This window comes from Vibrio sp. 2-2(8) (assembly GCF_963888495.1).
In the GTDB taxonomy this organism is placed as follows: Bacteria; Pseudomonadota; Gammaproteobacteria; order Enterobacterales; family Vibrionaceae; genus Vibrio; species Vibrio anguillarum.
Genome location: NZ_CAWPJM010000051.1, coordinates 15,487 through 39,132 on the forward strand (window position 1 = coordinate 15,487; position 23,646 = coordinate 39,132).

Annotated in this window: 19 protein-coding genes; 10 read left to right on the forward strand and 9 right to left on the reverse strand. The window is 41.7% G+C overall.

The window, feature by feature from the left end; all coding sequences use genetic code 11:
• Positions 1 to 9 precede the first annotated feature (9 nt).
• Positions 10 to 297, reverse strand: coding sequence for a GNAT family N-acetyltransferase (locus AACV12_RS12915; protein ID WP_013868360.1), 288 nt, complete (start codon positions 295 to 297; stop codon positions 10 to 12).
• Positions 298 to 433: 136 nt separating this feature from the next.
• Between AACV12_RS12915 and AACV12_RS12920 the strand changes: the two genes are divergently transcribed.
• On the forward strand, positions 434 to 1,177 hold the full coding sequence (locus AACV12_RS12920) for a flagellar brake protein (protein WP_013868359.1): 744 nt from the start codon (positions 434 to 436) through the stop codon (positions 1,175 to 1,177).
• An 86-nt stretch (positions 1,178 to 1,263) separates the two neighbouring features.
• Here the strand turns inward: AACV12_RS12920 and AACV12_RS12925 are convergent, their stop codons facing one another.
• On the reverse strand, positions 1,264 to 2,292 hold the full coding sequence (locus tag AACV12_RS12925) for an IS630 family transposase (RefSeq protein WP_170900451.1): 1,029 nt from the start codon (positions 2,290 to 2,292) through the stop codon (positions 1,264 to 1,266).
• Positions 2,293 to 2,341: 49 nt separating this feature from the next.
• Complete coding sequence (gene gltS, locus AACV12_RS12930; protein ID WP_170900452.1) at positions 2,342 to 3,571, reverse strand: sodium/glutamate symporter; 1,230 nt, start codon at positions 3,569 to 3,571, stop codon at positions 2,342 to 2,344.
• 652 nt (positions 3,572 to 4,223) lie between these two features.
• Between gltS and AACV12_RS12935 the strand changes: the two genes are divergently transcribed.
• From AACV12_RS12935 to sstT, 5 genes are all read left to right on the forward strand, one after another.
• Positions 4,224 to 5,144 carry a DUF368 domain-containing protein gene (locus tag AACV12_RS12935; RefSeq protein ID WP_047688758.1) on the forward strand — a complete coding sequence of 307 codons (921 nt, stop codon included), beginning with the start codon at positions 4,224 to 4,226 and terminating at the stop codon, positions 5,142 to 5,144.
• Between the two features lie 143 nt (positions 5,145 to 5,287).
• Positions 5,288 to 5,716 carry a hypothetical protein gene (locus AACV12_RS12940; protein WP_017048144.1) on the forward strand — a complete coding sequence of 143 codons (429 nt, stop codon included), beginning with the start codon at positions 5,288 to 5,290 and terminating at the stop codon, positions 5,714 to 5,716.
• Positions 5,713 to 6,321: an SCO family protein gene (locus AACV12_RS12945; RefSeq protein ID WP_013868355.1), complete on the forward strand. Its 609-nt coding sequence runs from the start codon at positions 5,713 to 5,715 to the stop codon at positions 6,319 to 6,321. Before AACV12_RS12940 ends, AACV12_RS12945 begins: the two co-directional genes overlap by 4 nt.
• Position 6,322: 1 nt before the next feature.
• Positions 6,323 to 6,766 carry a copper chaperone PCu(A)C gene (locus AACV12_RS12950; protein WP_013868354.1) on the forward strand — a complete coding sequence of 148 codons (444 nt, stop codon included), beginning with the start codon at positions 6,323 to 6,325 and terminating at the stop codon, positions 6,764 to 6,766.
• A 354-nt stretch (positions 6,767 to 7,120) separates the two neighbouring features.
• Positions 7,121 to 8,338 carry a serine/threonine transporter SstT gene (sstT, locus tag AACV12_RS12955; protein ID WP_026028166.1) on the forward strand — a complete coding sequence of 406 codons (1,218 nt, stop codon included), beginning with the start codon at positions 7,121 to 7,123 and terminating at the stop codon, positions 8,336 to 8,338.
• A 111-nt stretch (positions 8,339 to 8,449) separates the two neighbouring features.
• On the opposite strand, the gene AACV12_RS12960 is transcribed toward sstT, so the two are convergent.
• Positions 8,450 to 9,595 (reverse strand): tetratricopeptide repeat protein, encoded by a 1,146-nt coding sequence (locus AACV12_RS12960; RefSeq protein ID WP_170900454.1) that lies wholly within the window; start codon positions 9,593 to 9,595, stop codon positions 8,450 to 8,452.
• A gap of 329 nt (positions 9,596 to 9,924) precedes the next feature.
• Positions 9,925 to 11,562 carry a glycoside hydrolase family 13 protein gene (locus AACV12_RS12965; RefSeq protein WP_094126684.1) on the reverse strand — a complete coding sequence of 546 codons (1,638 nt, stop codon included), beginning with the start codon at positions 11,560 to 11,562 and terminating at the stop codon, positions 9,925 to 9,927.
• Between the two features lie 218 nt (positions 11,563 to 11,780).
• Here AACV12_RS12965 and AACV12_RS12970 point away from each other — a divergent pair, with 218 nt between their 5' ends.
• From AACV12_RS12970 to AACV12_RS12980, 3 genes are all read left to right on the forward strand, one after another.
• A complete protein-coding gene (locus tag AACV12_RS12970; RefSeq protein ID WP_094126682.1) occupies positions 11,781 to 12,698 on the forward strand; it encodes a LysR family transcriptional regulator in 918 nt (305 codons plus the stop codon).
• A 323-nt stretch (positions 12,699 to 13,021) separates the two neighbouring features.
• The gene (gene malE, locus AACV12_RS12975) at positions 13,022 to 14,200 is read left to right on the forward strand and encodes a maltose/maltodextrin ABC transporter substrate-binding protein MalE (RefSeq protein WP_026028892.1); all 1,179 of its coding nucleotides are present in this window, start codon (positions 13,022 to 13,024) and stop codon (positions 14,198 to 14,200) included.
• A gap of 76 nt (positions 14,201 to 14,276) precedes the next feature.
• Entirely contained in the window at positions 14,277 to 16,742 is a 2,466-nt protein-coding gene (locus AACV12_RS12980) for an amylo-alpha-1,6-glucosidase (protein WP_170900456.1), read from the forward strand.
• A gap of 148 nt (positions 16,743 to 16,890) precedes the next feature.
• Here AACV12_RS12980 and AACV12_RS12985 read toward each other — a convergent pair whose 3' ends face one another.
• Together AACV12_RS12985 and AACV12_RS12990 are read right to left on the reverse strand one after the other, a co-directional pair.
• Positions 16,891 to 17,736 carry a MalM family protein gene (locus AACV12_RS12985; RefSeq protein ID WP_013868347.1) on the reverse strand — a complete coding sequence of 282 codons (846 nt, stop codon included), beginning with the start codon at positions 17,734 to 17,736 and terminating at the stop codon, positions 16,891 to 16,893.
• A 65-nt stretch (positions 17,737 to 17,801) separates the two neighbouring features.
• Positions 17,802 to 19,076: a carbohydrate porin gene (locus AACV12_RS12990; protein WP_026028891.1), complete on the reverse strand. Its 1,275-nt coding sequence runs from the start codon at positions 19,074 to 19,076 to the stop codon at positions 17,802 to 17,804.
• Between the two features lie 438 nt (positions 19,077 to 19,514).
• Between AACV12_RS12990 and glgX the strand changes: the two genes are divergently transcribed.
• Positions 19,515 to 21,512 (forward strand): glycogen debranching protein GlgX, encoded by a 1,998-nt coding sequence (glgX, locus tag AACV12_RS12995; protein ID WP_017048138.1) that lies wholly within the window; start codon positions 19,515 to 19,517, stop codon positions 21,510 to 21,512.
• Between the two features lie 99 nt (positions 21,513 to 21,611).
• Here glgX and ulaG read toward each other — a convergent pair whose 3' ends face one another.
• Together ulaG and ulaR are read right to left on the reverse strand one after the other, a co-directional pair.
• The gene (gene ulaG / locus AACV12_RS13000) at positions 21,612 to 22,679 is read right to left on the reverse strand and encodes an L-ascorbate 6-phosphate lactonase (RefSeq protein ID WP_013868344.1); all 1,068 of its coding nucleotides are present in this window, start codon (positions 22,677 to 22,679) and stop codon (positions 21,612 to 21,614) included.
• Positions 22,680 to 22,802: 123 nt separating this feature from the next.
• Positions 22,803 to 23,558, reverse strand: coding sequence for an HTH-type transcriptional regulator UlaR (gene ulaR / locus AACV12_RS13005; protein ID WP_026027147.1), 756 nt, complete (start codon positions 23,556 to 23,558; stop codon positions 22,803 to 22,805).
• Positions 23,559 to 23,646 lie beyond the last annotated feature (88 nt).

Here is a 23,646-nt window from a genome sequence, read left to right on the forward strand (position 1 = left end):
GTTTGTATGCTACGACTCTCGATGCAATAAATGCTGCCATTCACTGTGTCGATTTAAATAATGCACAACATAACTACAGACAGGTTTAATGGTGTAACCTTGCGCTTCAATTTGCGGTAATACACTCTCCATCATTATTTTTCCGTATCCTTTACCCTGAAGTTCATCCGGTACGCGAGTCGAAGTAATAAACAACACTTCATCCTGCTGTTGGTATGTCACAGTTGCGAATAGATTTCCCTCAAGATGTACTTTATATTGACAATTTTGTATATCATGTTGCACTTCATGAATCATAGTAACGTCCTAATTGATATATAAATCAAATAAATTGATATTCTCAGAATTGAATCTTCCAACATCTACCCCTAGAATTTAAACTATTACAAAAATTAGAATAAAATGCAGCTACTGCATCACGGAGAAAATTAAGATGGAATCGCAGTCGGCAGTGCTGAAAGATGAACAGAACCCAAACCGTTCAACCGAACGTAATAAAACCCTATCGACACTTAATAGTACTGATGCGTTATCTATGGTTGAACACAGTAGCGAACTAACCTTAAGTATAACCACTCCCGTTGGTACGAAATTCCAGTGTAAAACGTCATTTATCGGTACCTACTCTCATTCCCATCTCCTTGTAGAAATTCCTAAAATTTCCGCAGATGATCTCTCTTTTTTCTTCCAAGAAGGTTTTTGGATGAATATCAGAGCTATTTCACCACGTGGCGAAGGAGCTTTAATCCATTTTCGTAGCCAGTTGTTACATGTATTGCAAGAGCCTATACCGCTCGCCATGTTATCTATTCCCAACAGCATGCAAGTGACCCAACTGCGCAAAGAAGCTCGTTACGATGTGAATCTAGCAGGAAAAGCAACGGTAGGAACGCATAAGTCGGATTGTGAGGTAAGAGATCTCTCCAAAAGTGGCTGTCGTTTTGTCACACCTCCTCTTGGGCGTACTTTCCAAGTGGGTGATAAGATTAGTCTCGAATTATTTACTGATCCTCGCAGCAGCCAATTCTTTGCGCCTTTGATGGGTAAAGTTTGTAACTTGCAACGCTCACTGCACTATGCTCGTTACGGAGTGCAGTTTGATGAAGAAGGTGTCAAAAATGCGAAAAGTTTATTAGGTCAACTGAAGTTTGATGGCACCAAATTGACGTTGAAGTAATAAAAACGCCCTGTTAAACAAGTTAAGTCAGGGCGTTTTTACTTTTTACATTGCTTTTAACTGCATTGTTTTTAACCTATACCCGCTCAACTCGAAGATGCAGGTTTCAAAATCTGAAAATTATCCGTAATTCTGGATACCAGTGAGCCTGCAACTTTTGGCAGCGTTACATTGAAAAATTCATTAATAGCCGTTGTAAATTCTACCTTCGAGGAGAAGTAAATATTGTTCCTCACATACTCATTCATCACTTTCCATAACCGCTCTATTGGATTTAAGTTTGGACTGTATGGGGGTAAGTAATGAAGCTCGATATTGAGCACTTTTGCCGCATTTCTTACCATTTCTGACTGATGATAAGCGGCACCATCAAGTACTAGGTGTACTTTTTGCTCCAACGGGTAATGCTCCTTTTTGAGCTTCCAGAAGAAACGCACAATGCTCTCGCTGTTTATCGTGTCATACGTGTCTGTCACGGTTGCGCCAATATTTTGGAGCGGTAAAGCACCGATGATATTGAGACGAGTTCGACTGCCTGTTGCCTCAATCACTTTGTCTTGGCCTTTTCGTATCCAGCCATAACTTAGTTTTGTTGACTGCGTAGGATGAACGGCATCCATGAATAACACAGGGTTTTCGCTGTTTCTTAGCGTCTCGTTGTAATGCTCGATGAAGGCTTGCTGCATCTCTGGGTCAAACTTGTGCGGTACACCTTTCGGCTTTTTATATGAGAAACCGTGATGATGTAGCCACTTGTTCATTCCAGCAACGGTATAACGGACACCAAACTCAGCTTGTACATAAGCGACAATTTGGTGAGTATGAAAGTACGTTTTCTCAGCCAGATGTTCGATAAGTTGCATGGTTTGCCCAGCAGAAAGTCGGCTTTGGCTACCACCATTTTCAGGCTTAAGTTTTTCAGAGAGCACATAATCACTGAGATGACGAGCAACGGTCGATTCGTGAATACGAAGAGCTTGAGAAATCATCGCCTGACTCCAACCTTCAGACGCGAGTAAAACCGCTTTGATGCGGTCACGCACTCGACCATCACGAGTTGAATCGTGCATCTCTTCGAGTTGTTGTTTATGTTGAGGAGTCAGTATTATTTTCATGGTGCGTAGCATGATCCTGATTTTATGAGAAATCAAGCATCTTCAATGATCACGGGTATAGAAAAGAAATATATCCCTGCAAGATAACCAAATTCACAATATCCACAAAGAATGCACCTACGATAGGCACTACCATAAACGCTTGTGGTGATGGCCCATATCGTGTCACCAATGAGCCCATATTCATCACAGCGGTTGGGGTTGCTCCAAGACCAAAACCGCAGTGCCCACCAGCGATCACAGCAGCGTCATAATTTGATCCCATGACTTTAAATGTCACAAAATAAGCAAAAATACCCAACACGACCGATTGCACCGCTAAAATCACCAGAAATGGGACAGCCAAGTCAAAAATATTCCATAACTTTAAACTCATGAGTGCCATTGCAAGAAATAGCGATAGAGAAACGGTGCCTAAGATGTCAACGGTTTCAGCATCAATTTTATGAACTTTCGTCAATTCCAGTATATTGGTAATGAACACACCGATGAAAAGCGCATAGACAAAATCGGGGATCATCAACCATTTGATTTCAAATGCACTTACCCACTGTTCTAAATATTTAGCACCAGTGACACAAATAAGAAGGATGAACAAACCCTCGATCACTTTCTTAGCGGTGACTTTATCTTCTTCATATTCATTGTACGTAACCAGCTCTGGGAACTTATCGTGCGTTTTGGTTCCTCGTCCATACTCAGATTCAAACCCGTTTTTATTAATGAGTTTTTGGGCAACTGGGCTACCGATAATCCCACCAATGATCAAACCAAAGGTCGCTGAGGCCATGGCAATTTCTAGCGTATTGCTAAGCCCATAATTGTCGTTGAATGTTTGAGCCCACGCCGCTCCCGTACCGTGTCCACCCGAGAGGGTAATAGAACCGGCGATCAACCCCATCAGTGGGTCAAGACCAAGAGCCGTCGCTAACGATACACCGACGCCATTTTGGATGATGATATAAAACGAGGCAACAGCGAGGAAAAGAAAGACTTTTGCGCCACCCTTAACCAGTTGAGTGTAATTAGCCGCAAGGCCTACGGTGCTGAAAAACATCAGCATAAAAATATTCTGCAACGGCAATGAGAACTCTAAATCTAAGCCGTAAAAATGTAGAAGAGTGATCGCGAAAGCGACAATTAAGCCACCGACGATGGGCTCAGGAATGTTGAATTTTTCCAAGATAGGCAGTTTTGCGTTAATAAAGTGACCTAAAAAAAGCACGCTAATAGCGATTAAGAAAGACTCAAGGGGCCCAATTGAAATTAAATGGTGCATATAACCTCTTATTACTGCTTCACTCATCTTCCTTAATGAGTTTGGAGATCATCAAAGAAAAGCTTGATAAACTCGAAAAAAATACGATTGATCGATACGGATCATCCTTATGGATATTGTTTATTTTCAATGATATACGATGTTTATTTGATGGGTTTTACGAACGTATGGCCTAACTGGTTTTGCTCGAAAAACATCTTCGCTCACGGCTTTTGATTGTCATTTGCAAACTCTCATTAGACGAGCGAGGAGGCGTATCATACCTAACAGACAAAAAAAGAGCCAACCGCAATGATGCGATTGGCTTATATATAGTGTGAACAAATTCATTCACTAACAACGTCAGTTGGCTAGGTGACCCTCGGCTTTAAGAAGGGTCGAATAGTATTATGCATGAAGTATGCCAACTAAAAAAGGTCTGCTTTTTAGCTATGCATCGCATTAATTCATCAAAATGTAGTACTTTTTCGCATTACGCAAATTGCATTATGCGAAACGAATGCAAAACAATACTCACCCAGTTGCTATAAAACAAACTAACTTTCTGCGCTTTTTCACCTTAAGCCAGCACCACTCACTCATCTTTTGTACAAGCATTTCTTAGTTATTTCATTATATACTTCCGGCACATACACTTAATCATGCAGATTCAATGAACTATTTCAGTACGTTTTTAAAAGGGATGGCCATGGGCGCCGCCGATGTTGTGCCGGGTGTTTCGGGTGGAACCATTGCATTCATCACTGGTATCTATGACACTTTGCTTGAAAGCATTCGTAGGATTAACCCGAGTTTATTGCGCATAGTCAAACGAGATGGGTTAGCCGCCGCATTTCAACATATTAATGGCTTCTTCTTGCTCGCACTGTTTGGGGGAATATTCACCAGTATCCTCTCTTTGGCTAAACTCATTTCTTGGCTGTTAGCCACGCATCCTATTCCCATTTGGTCATTCTTCTTCGGTTTAATTCTAGTTTCGGTATTCCATATTGTGAAACAAATTGAGCAATTCAAACTTTCTCGGTTGCTCTTCGCTTTGCTGGGAGTTGCGTTTGCTTACAGTATTACGGTGCTTAACCCAATGCAGATGGAACCAACAGCGCTGAACACAGTTCTAGCCGGTGCTATTGCCATCTGCGCCATGATTCTACCGGGAATTTCTGGCAGTTTTATCCTGTTGCTGATTGGTATGTACGCACCGGTACTGGGCGCGGTGAAAGAGATGCAAGCCGATATTTTGGCACTCTTTTTACTCGGATGTATTGGTGGTTTACTGAGTTTTTCTCACGTATTGTCTTGGTTACTCAAACAATTTAGAGATTTGACCTTAATTTTTCTTACGGGATTAATGATCGGCACCTTACCCAAAATCTGGCCTTGGAAAGAAACGCTCACTTGGCGAACCAATTCTCACGGCGAGCTCGTTCCTTTACTACAGCGAAACCTTTCTCCATTGGAATTTGAGTCCATCACTTCACAGCCTTCGCAACTGCTGGTAGCCATTTTATTGATGCTTTGCGCTGTTGCCCTCGTGCTTGGCTTGGAGCAATATGCAAAACATCACGATGTGTAAATCACACCGCATAGCATGAATGAGAAAAGGTGGGGAAACTCACCTTTACTATATTGATTTGTTGCACATTTTATCCATTCGTCACCACTGAAAAAAGATAGCTGTGATAACATTCGCGTTTTATAACCGCTTGGATTGTCCCCATGCACAACGCAATCAAAATCGGCGTCTTTGTTCTAGCCCTGCTAGCGGGTTACTTTAGCAGCGATATTTTCAATTGGCTCTCTTCAGCACACTCTTCTCCAGATATTAATCGATATTGCCAGTTGTCGAGTGCCCCTTGTCGACAAGGAGATGTTGTCATGACATTGGCACACGATAAATCTCAACCTTTGGTGGCTAACACTCTGACCGTTGAATGGCCACAAGCCAATGCAAGTAAACTCACACTCACACTCAATGGGCTAGAGATGGAGATGGGCACCGCTAAATATGTACTGACGCCGCAGGAAGACGGGCTCTACACAGCACAGATTGTACTCCCAGTTTGCACGACTGAAAAAATGACATGGATTGGCGAACTCTCTGACGGTCGTACCCAAGTATTTCCGGCAATAAGGATGGAAAGATGAGTAAAAATTGGTCTCTGGCATTGGTGGTTGCGTTTGTATTAGGCTTTGGTATAAAAACCTATTTTGATACGCAGCAAAGTATGGATTTAGAGAGCGGTAATAGCTCATCTTCTGAAGTAATTTTATTTGGCAAAGCAAATCAACCCATCTCTATTTTCGATACTAAAGATGAACGCATACGTGTTGTTTACTTCGGCTTTACACGCTGCCCAGATGTCTGCCCAACATCTCTGGCTATGTTAGCAGGTGCACTCAATCAACTGGATGATGTAACCAAAGCAAAGCTGCGCCCTTTATTTATCTCTCTCGATCCAGAGCGTGACGCTGCTGATGCTTCTCATCAATACGCCCAATATTTCCACCCTATGATCGAGGGACTTTCTGCTCCTTTAGACATTACAACACCACTAGCGCATCAGTATGGCGTCATTTTCCGCAAAACCGAATTAAAGGGATCTGAACTGAAATACACATTAGATCACAGCTCCTACTTCTACTTTTTACAACCAGATGGAACATTAATCACTAAAGTCCCACACACGCTTTCACCGGCTCCCATTGTTGAAGCCATCAAAACAATAATGACGTCATCACAAGGAAAATAACATGAAGCTCAATGCTCTTTTTTTAGCAAGCCTTGCCCTTAGCCCACTAGCTTTTGCGAACACAGATATAATGGTACATCACCCTTACGCACGTGCTACCGCACCAACCGCCACCACCAGCGCAGTATTTTCTCAAATCATGAATAAAGGTGAAACGGACCGTTTCATTGTATCGGCCAACACCGATGTGGCAGGGAAAGTTGAATTGCATGATGTAATCACCGAAGGAGATGTGATGAAAATGCGTCAAGTCACTGAATTTAAAATTCCGGCCAAAGGGCACGTCGAACTCAAACCGGGCGGCTTGCACATCATGCTTTTTGATTTGAAGAAACCATTGGTTGAAGGTGAAAAGATTGACGTACAACTGACCTTTGCCAATGGTGAGCAGCAAACCATTACTGCACCAGTAAAAAAAGTGATGAGTGGTATGGCACACCATTAAAAAGAAGAGGGTGAGCGATGTTGGCTTACCCTCTTTTATCATCGCACTAAACGCTCATTGACCAGTCTAATGGCGAGAGCGAGACATCCCGACGAGAGGCTTATCATTCCACCACCACAAATGCTACATTTTATTTACATTTCACTCAAAATCGATTGCATTTCCACACATTGATTAATTATTTGTGCTGATTATCAATTAATTCTAGACACAATATCCCGCGTAGATATCATTACCCCCTTCAGTGGATCTCACTGATGTCACTATAACTCTATTTGTCTACCATAACCGATGCTATGGCTTCGTAGTATTTAGGTCATGCAGGATGTAATTCGATTTATTGCAGGGATAACTATGCAAAGCAACAATATTTTCGCCCGTTTTGCGCGTGGCAATTTGGTTCTGCAAATACTCGCCGGTATCGTTCTCGGTGGGATATTAGCAACCCTTTCACCCGATGATGCGAAAAGCGTCGGCCTACTTGGCGACCTTTTCGTTGGCGCACTTAAAGCCGTAGCGCCGATCCTCGTGTTTATTTTGGTCGCCGCGTCCATCGCAAACCAAAAGAAAAACCAACACACTTATATGCGCCCAATCGTGGTGCTTTACCTTTTTGGGACCTTCACCGCCGCTCTTACTGCCGTTGTATTGAGCTTTATCTTCCCTACAACCTTAACATTGGTTGCGGGGGCAGAAGGTGCAACGCCTCCTCAAGGCATCGCTGAAGTGCTTAATACCCTGCTGTTTAAGCTGGTTGATAACCCAGTCAATGCTCTAATGAGTGCAAACTATATTGGCATTCTGGCATGGGCTGTTGGGTTGGGCTTAGCTTTACACCATGCCTCAGCAACAACTAAAGCCGTATTTGAAGATTTAAGCCACGGCGTTTCACAAATTGTGCGTTTTATTATTCGCCTAGCACCGTTTGGTATTTTCGGCTTGGTTGCATCCACGTTTGCCACGACTGGCTTTGAATCTTTGGCTGGTTATGCCAACCTTTTATTCGTATTGCTCAGTGCTATGTTGATCATCGCATTAGTTGTCAACCCAATCATTGTGTACGCGAAAACTCGCCAAAACCCGTATCCATTGGTGTTCCAGTGCTTGCGTGAAAGTGGTGTCACCGCATTTTTTACACGTTCAAGCGCCGCCAACATCCCAGTAAACATGGCATTGTGTGAGAAACTAAAACTGGATGAAGATACTTATTCAGTCTCGATCCCACTCGGTGCGACCATTAATATGGCTGGTGCCGCCATTACTATCACGGTTCTCACCCTAGCGGCAGTAAACACAGTAGGTATTGAAATTGACCTGATGACAGCCTTGCTACTGAGCATCGTTGCTGCTGTTTCTGCATGTGGCGCATCCGGTGTGGCAGGTGGTTCACTGCTGCTGATCCCGCTCGCATGTGGGCTATTTGGCATTTCAAATGACGTAGCAATGCAGGTTGTTGCCGTTGGCTTTATCATAGGCGTGATTCAAGATTCAGCCGAAACCGCGCTCAACAGCTCCACAGATGTTGTCTTCACCGCTGCGGTTTGCCAAGCTGAGCACAATAAATCAGCATAATCATTCGATACACTAAAACCGATACCAACAAAAATCCCCAGCCGATTCGCTGGGGATTTTCATTTCAGAGATTTTTTATTTACAGTGCTTAGCCACTTTATCGATCCAGCATTACCTGTCCATTGAAGTATTGGAGAAATCTAATCGCGTTAGAACCTCATGATCATCAGATGGACTGGATGACAAACGCTCTTCGGAGGCATCCGCCACTACGCTCAATGAGAGATCGTCTTCATCAGGTAACTCCCCTTTCTCTGGGATAGGGATCCCACGTTTGTAGAGCTTGTTCAGCGCCTTAATAATTGAGTGTTTACTTACAGTACCCGCGCCGATTTTCTTCATGAGTGGTTTGGCCAACGATTGCAACCCCACAACAGAATCGACACCGATACGTGAGCCCACTTGATCTCTTAGCACCTTTGCCGATTCAAAACCAAAATGAGCCGATAAAAATAACCAAATATAAGCAATAGCATTGCCATTTGAACCTTTATCTATCCAAGCTTCTCCTGCGTGATACATCGCCTCTACATGACCTTTTTCAGAAGCTCGCTCTAACCAATAACAAGCTTTACTGTGGTCCATTGCGACACCAACACCCTTAAGGTAATTCAAGCCTAGTTTCATCTGTCCTATCGGGCTATTTAGCTTCGCGGCTTTGGAATACCAAAATGTTGAATCCGCTGGTGATGGCGCAATATTGTCATGTGAAACACACCAATCCCCCATAAAAATCACAGCGTCGAGCAAATTCGCTTCCGCAGCCTCTTGTACTAACGAGACTCCTTTCGCAGTATTCGCTTCCACGCCACGGCCATGAATATAGGCCATGCCAGTTTCATACTTTGCGGTTAAGTTACCTTCAATGCCTGCAATACAAGTCTGCCAAAACTTCTCTTTTTCCCGCAAAATCAGATCATCTCGAAACTTTTGGCAAATCCGAACAACACCATACATTCCCGTAACATTGTCATAATTTGCCGCTTTGTCATACCAGTACATCGCCTCTTTGAGGTTGGTTCGTTCGGCTTCTTTCGCTAAATACAAAATCGTCGGCACATGGCCTGTTTCGGCCTTAAACAAGCGATCTTGTCTTTCTTGTTCACGTGATTTTTCTATCGCTTTGCGATAAGCGATTTCTCTCTCTTTTCTCTCTTCCTCTAAGCGTTTTTTGCGCAAAGAGAGCGAAAACATCCACACGAAGATGAGGATAAGTGATAACCCGGTTGCGCCTATGGCAATCCCAATAGTACTCATTGATTCAAATCTTATTTAGCTGATTAACTTCATTATCGACCATTTTTCTCAATCTTTGAAAAAGTCTGACCACATTCATTCTGTCTCGAACCATTTAAAGCATACGAAACAGTCAAATCCGTTCATCCAAAACAGAGAGGCCACTCTATATCTAATGCTCGTGGATTAATTAAGCCACGTAGCCTTAGCACTAAGATAGTACCGTACTCTTTTCAAGAGTGTTACGCACAATCACACTAATTGAGGAATAGATTCCGATTTGGGTCAATGAATGAAAAAACGCAGCCAAATCGCTGCGTTCATTCCAGATCAAAAATGAGCCACTCACTTTACTCTCTCATCAAAACCGCGATGGATTGATAAGGCTCGAGTACTAGGTTTTCTTCTAATTTTTCAATCTCTTGATAATTAGAGCTCAAACACTCCACCGCTCTCAATTGAAACTTTTCGGGTATTGTTAAACAAACCGTGGCCGATGAAAAATTACTGACCACGACAATTTGCTCACCTTGGTACTCACGCACATAGCCAAACACTTGGTCATGTTCTTCAAATAAAGGCGTGAACGATCCATAGACGATGGACAGGTGTTTTTTACGCAGTGCAATTAACTTTTTATAGTGATGGTAAATCGATTGTTTATCAGCGAGCGCTTGTTCAACATTGACTTTTAGGTAGTTAGGATTCGCCTCTATCCACGGAGAACCTTGGGTAAATCCGCCGTGTTTATCCGCTGACCATTGCATTGGCGTTCGAGCGTTATCGCGGCTGTTTTGATGAATAGCATCCAGCATATGCTGATGAGAAACGCCCGATTCTGTCTTCACACGATAAAAATTTAACGTCTCGATGTCTCGGTATTGATCGAGCGAATCGAAGGCCACATTCGTCATACCAATCTCTTCGCCTTGATAAATATAAGGCGTACCTTTCAGAAAGTGTAAGCTCGTTGCCAACATTTTCGCAGATTCAACTCGGTAGCGTTTGTCATCACCATACTTAGATACAGCGCGTGGTAGGTCATGATTATTCCAAAATAATGAATTCCAACCCTGATCGGCAAGCTCAATCTGCCACTTGGTTAATACCTGTTTAAACTGCTTAAGATCTAACGGAATAGGGTTCCATTTGTCACCATGCTCCCACGTCAAAGTGATGTGTTCAAATTGGAAAACCATCGATAACTCACGACGACTCGGCGCACTGTACAGTTTTGCAATGTCTGGTGTGGCTCCCCAAGTTTCTCCCACGGTCAGCAGATCTTGATTACCAAAGGTGGCGGCATTCATTTGCTGTAATAACGGATGCAAGCGCGGGCCATTACCAGTAATGCCCTTATCAATTTCTTTGCCAATTAAATCAATAACATCTAATCGAAAACCACCAATACCCTGTTCAATCCACCAGTTCATCATGCTGTGCACTTCTTGCTGCACTTTAGGGTTTTCCCAATTCAGATCTGGCTGACGTTTAGAAAAAAGGTGGAAGTAATATTGCTGCGTTTGCTCATCCCAGTGCCAAGCACTGCCACCAAAAATTGACCCTGTATCATCCGGTACACTGCCATCCGGTTTTGCATCCCGCCAAATGTAGTAATCTCGATACGGATTGTCTCGCGATTGCTTCGCTTGTAAAAACCATTGGTGTTCATCCGATGTGTGATTAACGACAAGATCCATCACTATCTTAATATTGCGTTTTTGTGCTTCGCTCAGTAAACGCTGCATATCTTCCATGGAACCAAACTCTTGAGCTATTGCTTGGTAGTCAGAAATATCATAACCGTTATCATCCATTGGAGATTGATAAACAGGAGATAGCCAAATAACGTTAATGCCTAACTCTGCAAGGTAATCAAGCTTACTAATAATGCCATTTAAATCGCCGATACCATCGTGATTAGAATCGTAAAAACTGCGCGGGTATATTTGGTATACCACAGCGCTATGCCACCATTTGGGTTCCATGATATTGCCTTTTTGTAAATTAATTTATTGCTCATCATAATGAGAGCTGACGCAAAGTAACAATAGAACATTCCCCATATGATATAGCCAATACCTATATCATAAGAAAAATCACTATAGTTAGGCCTCTCTGCATGCAAAGAGATTAAAAAAACATCACCTAAAATGTGATTTATGCCAAACATGATAGCAATAAGCAGAAGACAAGATAAAACAGCATGGATAAATCCCTTCGATATTTTTTGATGGTTGCGATTGAAAATAATATTAAGCAAGCCGCAGAGAAACTGCATATCAGTCAACCATCTCTCACCACAGCAATTAAAAAGCTTGAACATGAACTTGGAGTTGAGCTATTTATTCGCCGCTCAAAAGGTGTAGAGCTCAGCGCTTATGGCAAACTATTTAGGGAGTATGTGCAGGAGCAACAAGAAAAGCAGCAACAACTGTTACATCAGTTCACCGATATGCAACAGAGACATCAAGGAAAATTAAAGCTTGGCACTGGGGAAGCGTGGTGGGAATTATTTGTTCGCGATACGGTATGCCTATATCAAAAAAACACCCCTAATTGTTCAATACATTTGGAATTTGGCAATAACCTTTCTTTAATCCATCATTTGGTGCAGGGAGATATTGACCTCTTTATTGGCCATGAAATTCAAGATCTACACGAAAGGTGTAAAGTCCATTTCCAACCTTTGTTCCGAGACCAAGAAGCATTTTTTGTATGTTCAAGCCATCCGATATTGAATACAAAAAAAAGTGATGATGAACTTCTGATTGAACAAGCCCAATACCCTCTCATCCGCGTCACGCCGGATCATTCTCGACATCGTACAATGTTGGCTGAACATGCATCACTGGCTAAACAATATACGGAACAAAGAGAGAGTAAAAGAGCCATCTATGATGTCGATTCTTTATTTGCTAGCATAGATATATTAGAGATGGCTAACGCTGTAATGCCATATAGCGATAAAATGTGCCATTGGATGGCCAGAAGAAATATTGCAACATTAACCATCAACAAAAAGAAAAAAGGTAATGTAGGAATTTATATTAAACAAGGCATAGCTGACCCAAAAATTACCAGTTTTATTGAAATACTAACGAAGTATACCTCTTCCTTATGAAGGCTAACACCCTACTAAACAAATTATTGAAGATCAGTGTGGACTAAAGCCTTGATAACATAGGCTTCCGACACACAAAGCGGGCATTACAACAATAGTTTTTGTTTTGGTTCACACTTTTGAAAGCAGAAAAACTCACCGTGTTATCTACCGTAGTTACATTCTATCAATATTAGAGCAATGATATTGATAGAATCTATATCAAACTCACTTTCATCTATTTCTTATTGCAAGCAAAAGCCGTTATATTTTCAACAGAACTTACACTCAAGGACTCATGCGTACCATATTCGCTTCGGGCCTAGGTAAAACAGGAAATAGTGATGAAAAATTCAATTAAGAATCTGTCTATCTGTACACTGGCCACTTTAATGGCGGCACCACTGATGGCGATGCAAGAAGGTGAAATCACCATTTGGATTAACGGTGATAAAAGTTATGATGGCTTAGCGCAAATAGGCCAACAATTTGAACAAGATACTGGAATTAAAATCATTGTTCAGCATCCAGAATCGCTTGAAGCGAAATTCCAACAGCACGCTGCAACTGGCAGTGGTCCTGATATTATTTTTTGGGCACACGATAGATTCGGTGGCTATGCAGAAGCAGGCTTGCTTCACGAAATCAAACCAAGTAAGCAATTTAAAGAAAAGTTGGTCGATTTCAGTTGGGATGCCGTTACCGTTAATGGAAAATTGGTTGGCTATCCTCTTGCTATTGAGGCCCCTTCTCTTATTTACAATAAAGATCTGTTACCAACACCGCCTAAAACTTGGGAAGAACTAGTCAGTATTCATAATACAATGGAGAAACAGGGTAAAAAAGCCATCATGTGGGATATTAAAAATGCTTACTTTACTTGGCCTGTTATTTCCTCTGGCGGTGCCTATGCTTTTGAAAAAATTGTAGGGGGTTACAATGCCAAAAGTACCGGAGTTAATAATGAAGCAGGAATCAACGGTCTGCAGTTTTTAGTTAATATGGTTAATCAAGGTGTATTGAACCCAAACATGGATTATGCCGTCTCTGATGCTGCATTCAGCAAAGGAGAGGTGGCCATGACGATAAACGGCCCATGGTCTTGGGGTAATTTAGATAAATTAGGCATAAATTATGGCGTTGCAGAGCTGCCAACGCTAAACGGTGGCAAAGGTAATCCTTTTGTTGGCATTCTAAGTGCTGGGATTAATTCGGCCAGCCCGAATACTGATCTTGCCGTTGAGTTTTTAGAAAATTATGTCTTTCAAGATGATGCACTAAAAATCATGAATGACGATAAGCCACTTGGCGCAGTAACGTTAAAATCGTTTCAAAAAATCTTAGAACAAGATCAGCGAATCAAAGCCACTATGATTAACGCCGAAAATGGTGAAATTATGCCTAATATCCCACAGATGACAGCATACTGGTTTGCCGAAGGGGCAGCGATTGATAATGCGATGCAAGGAAAACAAGGTGTCAAAGAAGCATTAGATATGGCAGCGAAACAAATCACGAAATAATTCATCCCCAACAAGCACAATTTTCATGTTCACCTTTGGGTACAGTCTACTGTACCCCTTTTTATAGGTATCGGTCATGACTTCAAAATATAGACATTCTCAAATTACCTCAATAAACCAAACACAAACACGCCTTCTCATTTGTAAGGAGTTCACGCCGATATGTGGTGTAGAACCGAGTACACCAAGAATTGATGGCACTTTAGAGCTAGAAAATTTATTTTCAAATCTAGCAATAGAAAGTACCTCAAAATTTTCTTATGTATTCAGTGATGGCGTGGATGGATATTATCAAGGACATACCTATGGCTTCAGCTCAAGCGGTAATTACCGTCATTCTCAAGGTTGGTATTTAGGTCAATTTGCGTCATTTGTAAACGGTAACATCAATGATAAAACACAAGCCAGTAAAGCCCGCTTGATGCCTTTTGGCATTGAACATCACTATGTTGGTACATCTTCTGTAGAATGTTTGAGCTTATTACAAGGTCAACGACTTGCTTGTCTCACCATCACCTCTGAGTCCAAACAATCTCTTGCCATACTCCCTGAGCTTAATATATTAGTAAATGCAAGCAAACCTGAATGCATCGATGACGTCCTTATCTATGAAGTAAATGACGCAAATTCTGTTAGCGAAGAACCACGTTTTATTGCGATTAGCGCAAATCAATCCGTTATTGCCAAAGAAATGGCAACCGATGAATGTGCAACCACCTCTAAATTAATGGGTTTAAGTGATTCTAATGTAAAGCTGATGATTAGTTCCACTGAATCAACCCAAAAACTAGTCATTTACCTCTACTTTGAAAGCACCAAAACAGAGGCAATAAAAGGAGCTCAACTCGCAGCGCAAAACCATGCAAATATTATTTTTCAAAACAATCTGTATCACTTTCTGACACGTAATTATCTATGGACCAACGATCTGGAGTATAACCGAGCCGTGATGTGGTCTAGATTGGCAAGTCGTACATTTGTGAACCAAGAGTTTGGTTCTGGTATATGGGCTGGTTTACCTTGGTTCAAAGACTGTTGGGGAAGGGATACGTTCATAGCCTTATCTGGGACAAGTCTCATTAATGGTCAATTTCCAGAGTCCAGAGCAATCATTGAAAATTTTGCTTCCATGCAAATGCAAGATCATACTTCAGTCAATTACGGTCGTATTCCCAATCGAGTAACGAGCAAAACGGACATAATATATAACACGACCGATGGTACGCCTTGGATGATTAGGGAGGTGATGGAATATATTAATTACAGTGGCGATATCGCTTTTGCAAAGGATATTTATCCGATTGTAAAACGATTTATTGATGGGATAGAAAGTAATTATCTTAGTGAAGATGGGTTACTAAAACATCGTCATCCCGATACCTGGATGGATGCAAAAATCAAAGGTCAAATTCCATGGTCTCCTCGCGGACCGAAAGCTAATGATATTCAAGCATTGCTATTTGAAAGCTTTCATGTTGCGGCACGTCTGGCAGAAATGAATAAAAATGATCTAGATCATCGATATTATTTAAAATTAGCTGAAAAATTAAAGATGAGTTTTATCAGAAAATTTTGGGATGAGGATAAAAAACAACTAGCTGATCATCTAAAAGAGTTCGATATACCAGATAATAGCGTACGTCCAAATCAATTAATGGTACTATCTATCCCACAGACAGAAGCCTTTCTCCCACTAGAAATTGGGCAATTTATTATTCGAAATAGCATTGATCATCTTTTATTTTCATGGGGTATTTGTTCCTTAGAGCAATATCACGAAGATTTTCACCCCTACCATGATAATCGCTCTGAGTACCATAAAGATGCGGCATACCATAACGGTACGATTTGGGGTTGGAACGCTGGTTTTACCGTCAGTGCATTAACAAGTTTTAGCAAGCAAGATTTGGCTTTTCAATTATCCAAAAACTTAGCCAAACAAATTTTGCAGCAAGGACATCGTGGCACAATGAGTGAAAACCTCGATGCTTATCAACATGATGAAGACAACTTGATAGAAACAGGTACCTATGCTCAAGCCTGGTCTGTTTCAGAATATGCACGAAATGCTCAACAAGATTACCTAGGCTTTAAACCAGAATTGTCGAAAAATAAGATTAATCTTTCACCGAAACTACCGTCATGCTGGACAAGCTTTAGTGCGACCCTCCCATATGGTCAAGATGAGAATTTATACTTCAACTGGCAATGCCGCGATGGTAAGGCTAGTTATATGATCAATCCACGATACCTGAGGGCTGATCTCATATTGAATCTCATATTGGAGTTGGGGAATTATCAAATAAATATTGAGTGCGACTTAACAAAAAACGTGGAAATAATACTAGATGTAAACACTGATGATATTAAATTCAACAGAAATGATATTATTGTAAAAAAAGTAGTGGCTCCATCTTATCCTGAACTCTCTAAATTAAAGTTCACTTATCCCAATTGGCATTTAACGCATAATTCTTTAAAGCAGAACGACTACCTTCAAACCAAGCGTCATAGTCAAAACTTACAAAAGGCAGTTGATTAGTATAACCACAGCTCCTTCATCATCAATGAAGGAGCTTATATATCAGAAACCACACCATTCAGTGCCCATCAGGGATATAGAAATCTAGGATAAGAATCATCCATAAAAACGATGACATACCAATATAACGCTTACCTTAAGTTTTTAATTATTTGGCATTAACGGCTTTAATAAATGCTTGCTGAGCACCATCAACATTCAACATTTTCGCTTCATCTAATAAGCTTAGAGCTTTTGCTACATCACCAGTATTGACGGCATTTTCAATAGCTGATATGTAATATTTTTTCGTTTCTATCTGCACAACTACTGCTACTGCAGTTTGTTCTGATGCTGGCTTTTCAATTTTCCTCTTTGTTTGATGAGACTGTAAAGATAATGTCTTGATTTCTAGTTTAAATTGACCAAAGTGGGATGATATATATGTAGGGTCCGTGACCATTGGCATCGCTTCACCAAGATCTTTAGCTCTAACCTTCGCTGGATGATCGACCTTGATTGTTTTCCCAAAATATTGCTCTGGAGAGTAAATAATAAAATAAGGTGTCTGCTTAGAGTCTACCTGAACGTTTACATAATATTGTGTTCTTGTAAAAGCATCCGAGGTTTTAATTTTAAATTGTGGTAAATCAATTTCAGAAACAATATTGAACGTCTGATCTAACATAATTAATTTTGGCAAAAATACCGCTTTATCAAACATGTAGCTACTAAGCTGTATTTGCACTTTTGCTGAACGTTGAGGGAGCTGAAAAGCATTAAAATAGCTATTGCCATCTGTAAAGTGGCCAATAGGGGCACTTTCATCAATATCAAACTCGATACTTTCATTGCTTTGTAGCTCAATCCAAGGAAAGTCAGCATAATTATTACAGCATACTTTTGCGTATGAGATAGCCTCAGTAGACGAAAGGTTTGAGGTAGATGGAACTGAACTACAGGCAGTCAAAGCTGCTCCGAGGATAAGGGTCATTAATGATTTTTTATTATTCATCGTTATTCTCTATCATTTACAAAGCAAAAAAGGCAGCCAATAGGCTGCCTTAAATCTTAGTTGAGTTAGAACCAGATTTCAGTGTGGACACCGATAACTGTTTCATTTTTGCCATCTTTGATGCCAATTTGTGATGCGCTTGCTTCATCATCAGCAGAAATATAGCTAATGTATGGTTTGATTTGTGGACGACCGAAGTAATCAGCATTGACTGTAAATGCAGCAGCTAATTCCACATTGAAAATATCGCTTTCTAGTGCCTCACCAGTACGACCCCAGTAACCTTCAGCTCCCTCTTCATGAGCATAAGAACCTGTCATTTCAAGACGTAGGTTATCATTCACTTTATACGATGGACGAACAGCAGCAATATAACGTTTCAAATCTTTAGCACCAAATAACTCATCCAGCGCACCAAAATAGGTAATTTCAGAGCCCATTTGCCAGTTTTCGGAAATATTCAGTACACCGTAAGAAGTCAAGAAAATAGACTCTTGCTTATCATCACCGCCTGACCAGCCACCAAAGTTAACACCACGGTTTTGCGCAACACCTTTACCATATGCAATAGCAGATTGAGCCCAACCATCCAAGCCGTAATAGCTAGAATTTAACGTGATTGATGCGCCAAAACCATCATCTGATTTACTGTCTTTGTTCGCTTGTTCCATGTATTTAAAATCAAAGTCTAAGCTACCAAAACCAACATCGACACCGTAGTAGTACAGATCGTAAGATGAAAGCGTTGTGCGTTCAGGGTTTGTCGTTGCTGCACCTGCATCAGGATCGGCAACCACCACCGCAAATCCTGCAGTATTGCCAGCAAGCTTAGTTTGAACACCAGCACCTACGCCAGAAGATTGTTTCCAAAATTCACCAGAAAGAATACCAGCAGCACGGTTTAGGAAACGTTGACCAGCCCATATAGATGTGTCTTCTCCTAAGTAGGATAAACCACCGATTTCAACAAAAGTTTCTTTCACTTCAAATTGTGCAGTGTCATTGGCTTTTTGACTACCAGATGAAGAATAAGCGTACGAGTTACCATTACCGTATTCAGAACGAACAGTGAAATTTGACCAAACACCATTTTCATGTTCTGTGTGTTTCTTAATTACAAACTCAACCTGATTGGTGCTTTTTCCATGAGTACCCGCTGTTTTGTAATCTGGTTTACCAAACTCTGTATCAACAGTTTCACCATCAACCATGCGGAAATTCATTGAAGCATACCCATGAACTTCCCATCCGTCTTTTAGTACATCTGTTTCTGCAGCAAAAGCAGAACCTGCTGCTAGAGTAGCAGCCACTGCGGCAGCAATTACACTTACTTTTTTCATTCTTAACTCCATTAAGGACGATTTATATTTATGGAAAATTTTAACTACGGACAGCATTTAAAACTTTCACTCTTCTCCTATTGGAACCTGCAAGGCAGTTGACAGATAGACGCTAAAAGAAGAGGTAAGACGGGACTAAGTCCCCAGTTGTTTCAACGGTGATAAGATTACTAAAGGCGTAATAGGCTTGCTTCCTCCACCTCAAAGTAATTTGGGGGGGAGGAGAAAGGATGAGTAATTTTATAGTATGGCGTTTTTAAAGCACGGATCACGGATTTCAGGGGGAGGAGATCAGTTAATGGTTATAAAATAGAATACAAAATGCCTTATTGATCACTATTTAGGGCCAATAACATCATTAAAATGAAATAAAATTACATTCAAATTTTATTCATTGGGCGCTTGACCTAATATCAACAAAGCTTTTTACTTAAAGCGATGACGTGCAGCAAAATAACAATTAAAGATGCCCATATGAAATGTACTATTTCTAGCCCTTACCCACTCGGTGCAACCCTTGATAACACAGGTTGCAATTTTGCTATTCATGCTCCAGCAAATAAACAGCTTCTACTCGCTCTGTTTGATCAACAGGGAAGTTTCACCACCCACGAGTTAGAGAATGAATATGCGGGCGTGAAGTACACTCATGTGCCAAACATTAAAGCAGGGCAAAAATACGGTTACCTCATTTTAAATGGTGACGAGCCGCACTATATTTCCGACCCCTACGCGAAGGCGATAGATAAAAACTTAGGCTATAAAACACCATTTAGTTCAAAAAAGAGTTTCGAGCTGCCTAAGTGTGTCGTGGTCGACGATCAATTCGATTGGCAATCAACTAAAAAGCCACACATACCTCGCGATAAGACTATTTTATTTGAGACCCATGTCAAAGGGGTGACCAAACTCAATCCACGTGTGCCTAAAGCAGAACAAGGTACTTATTTAGGCTTAATCAGTGAGGAGATGCTGGAGTTTTATCGCAAGCAAAACATCAACACACTACAGCTACTGCCCATCGCGGCTTGTATGCATGAGCCACATCTATTGGATATGGGCAAAGTCAACTATTGGGGATATAACCCCTATCTGTTTATGGTGCCAGATCCACGTTATGCGCAAAAAGATGCGGTAACGGAACTGAAAACGGCTATCAGAGAACTGCATCGTCACGGAATTGAAGTGATACTGGATGTGGTTTATAACCACTCAGCAGAGGGGGGCGAAGATGGGCCTATTTTCAATTTAAAAGCACTCGACCCTAAATATTATCTAAAACACGGCCAACATTACGCGAATTTTACCGGTTGTGGTAACACCATTGATCTCTCTTATCAACCCGCCCTTAACCTAGTCATGGACACGCTGCGCTACTGGGTTAGCGAATACCAAATCGATGGTTTTCGTTTTGATTTGGCCGCAACGCTTGGAAGAAATGGCGATAATTTCAGCCCCGATGCTGCGTTCTTTAAAGCGGTGGCGCAAGATCCAACATTAAAACGAGTCAAATTGATTGCAGAGCCTTGGGATATTGGTCCAAACGGTTACCAAGTAGGCAATTTTCCTTTCGGTTGGAATGAATGTAACGACAAATTACGTGATATCACACGCAGCTTCTGGCGCGGCGATCAAGGCTATTTAAAAGAGTTCGCCACACGCTTAATGGGCTCTCGCGACTTGTACAGTGCCGCAAACTGGCCCTACAAACTGACCGTCAATTACATCACTTATCATGATGGTTTCACCATGCAAGATTTGGTGTCATACAAGCATAAGCACAATGAAGCGAATGGTGAACAAAACCGAGATGGTCACGGTGACAATCGCTCCGACAACTATGGCGTCGAAGGCGAAACCGAGAACATGGTGATAAAAGCAACCCGCGAAAAGCAAAAACGCAATATGATGGCGAGCTTACTTTTTGCTTTTGGCATTCCTCATATTCTCACCGCGGATGTGCTTTCTCATACTCAGCAAGGTAATAACAACGCTTATTGCCAAGACAATGAGATCAGTTGGCTTGACTGGAACATGACCGAACGCAAAAGCTACTTCAAGCATTGGTTGAGTCAAATGGTGGCGGCAAGACACCTTTATATGGTGCCCTTTATTCGTGCTTTTAGTGGTGAGGAACGTAATGCCAACCGCGTATTCTGGCGACGCGTGGATGGCACACTGATGGAACATGATGATTGGAACCGCTTAAGTTCTGTGGCATTGCAGATGGGCATTGGATCGGATGGGGCTGAAATGCTCTACTTGATCAACCAAACCAACGCACCTGCTCGTTTTACTCTACCCAAAGATCGTAACCAAAACTGGGAAGTGATATGCGATACCAATTTACGTAACGTACAACCCGGCCATGCAGAAGGGGAGTTGTTGCAATCGCCCATATCAATGACAATTTTGCACTACCAACCTGAAGTATAAAATCAAGCGATGCACATCGCTTGATAAGCAAAGAGATTACCAATAAACAAAGAGGCCCAATTGGCCTCTTTCTCTTCTCTAATTTTTGCTTTCAGAATATTACAAGAATGCTTTGAAAGGCAGCTCTGGTTCATCGACAAAAATGTCTTTAAAGCCTCTGAAATGCTGGTAATGCATACGTCCTTTGTCGGTTGGGTAAGTGTATTTACCACCCACTTGCCAAAAGAATGGCGCAAAGCCGTATTGCAGACGATCTTTTTTCATTTGCCACAATACTTCAATTTCACGCGGGTCATTTTGGAAGTTAGCCCAAATATCGTGATGGAATGGGATCACCACTTCACAATCTAACGCCTCGCCTGCGCGCAAAATATCAGATGCAGTCAGCTTATCTGTGATGCCTCGTGGGTTTTCACCGTATGAGAGCAGCGCCACATCAATCTTGTAGTCATTACCATGCTTGGCATAGTAGTTCGAATAATGCGAATCACCTGAATGGTAGATTGAGCCACCGGAGGTTTCCAATAAGTAGTTGACCGCGCGATCATCCATACCATCAAGAATCCCCTTATCATAAGATGAAACACCTTTAGGCAGCGTAATCAACGCAGTGCGATCAAAAGAGTCCAGCACTCGGATACTGATATCGCCGACTTCAATGCAATCACCCACTTTCGCCACAATGCAGCGCTCACTCGGTACTCCCCAGCCTTGCCACAGGTCAACGCAAGCTTGTGGCCCAATAAATTTCACATGCTCACCACAGTTTTGCAGCACAGCTGCTGCGACATTAATATCGATATGATCAGCGTGATCATGCGTCGCCAGTACCGCATCAATCTCTTTGATGCCAAATGGGTCCAACACAAAAGGAGACGTTCTTAAGTTGGGTTGCAGTTCACGCACGCCCCCCATACGCATCATCTGATGCTGTTGATTCATCAAGGCATTCTTTTGCGTTTTCTTACCCGTCCCACACCAAAAATCGATCGAAAGATTGGTATTACCGGCACTTTTTAGCCAAATGCCTGTACAACCAAGCCACCACATAGCAAAGGTGTTGGCTTCCACTTCGGTCTTTTCTATCTCTTCATTCAGCCAAGTTCCCCACTCAGGAAACGTACTGAGAACCCATGAATCGCGTGTGATTTCATCAATTTTACTCATAGCAACACCTTTTATTTCACGATCAGTTAGACAAATTTTGGATGTAGGGAGCCAAGCGTCTTAACCAAAGGTGAAGACACTGAGCCTGTGTTTATTATTAGAATGTGTAGAGCGAAGTGCTTTCTATACCAGAATCACTTCTGTCCCCTGCTGTTGTAGCGCTTGGATAACTTGCGGATCGGCGGCTTTGCCAGTGATAACAATATCAACCTTGCTGGCGGGGCAAAATAGCATGCCCGTACGCTGCCCAACTTTAGAACTATCCACTACCACCACTAACTTACCGATTTGCTCTAGCATTTGTTGCTCGGCAACGGCGGTGAGCATATCGGTTTTGTATAGGCCATTTTCCGTCAGCCCTTTGCCACTGGTGAACATCCAATGTCCGGCATAACCACCTAACGAATCAGGGGCGGGGTTGAGGAAAATGTTTTGTGCTTTGTTGTACTGCCCACCAATGATGATTACATCGTCGTGATCTTCATTGATAAGGTAACTGGCCAGTGGAAAATAGTTAGTCACGATTTGAACATCTTGGCCACACAACTCTTTACCGAGCAAGAAGGCGGTAGAACCACAGTTAATTACCACACTGTCACCTGGGTTGCAGAGCTTAGCCGCAGCCATGGCAATCTGTGATTTTTCATGGAAATGATCCGTACTGTCGATATTTAACGGCGTCCACGCTCGCTTTCTAATCTCTAAACGTTCAGCACCATTGCGAACTTTCTTCAGCTTACCTAGCTCATCTAACTTAGAAATATCGCGGCGGGCCGTTGCTGGTGACACGTTAAATTTCTCAATAATATGCGTGACGTTGATGGTGCGCATATTGTCTAGCAAAGACAGTATCTCGTTATGTCTTTGTACTTCGTTCATGGTTATCACCTTATCTTTTCATCAAGTGATTACTTGGTGATTATTTATGATTTGTTTTGATTCTATTTCTCATCCATCACAATGTCAA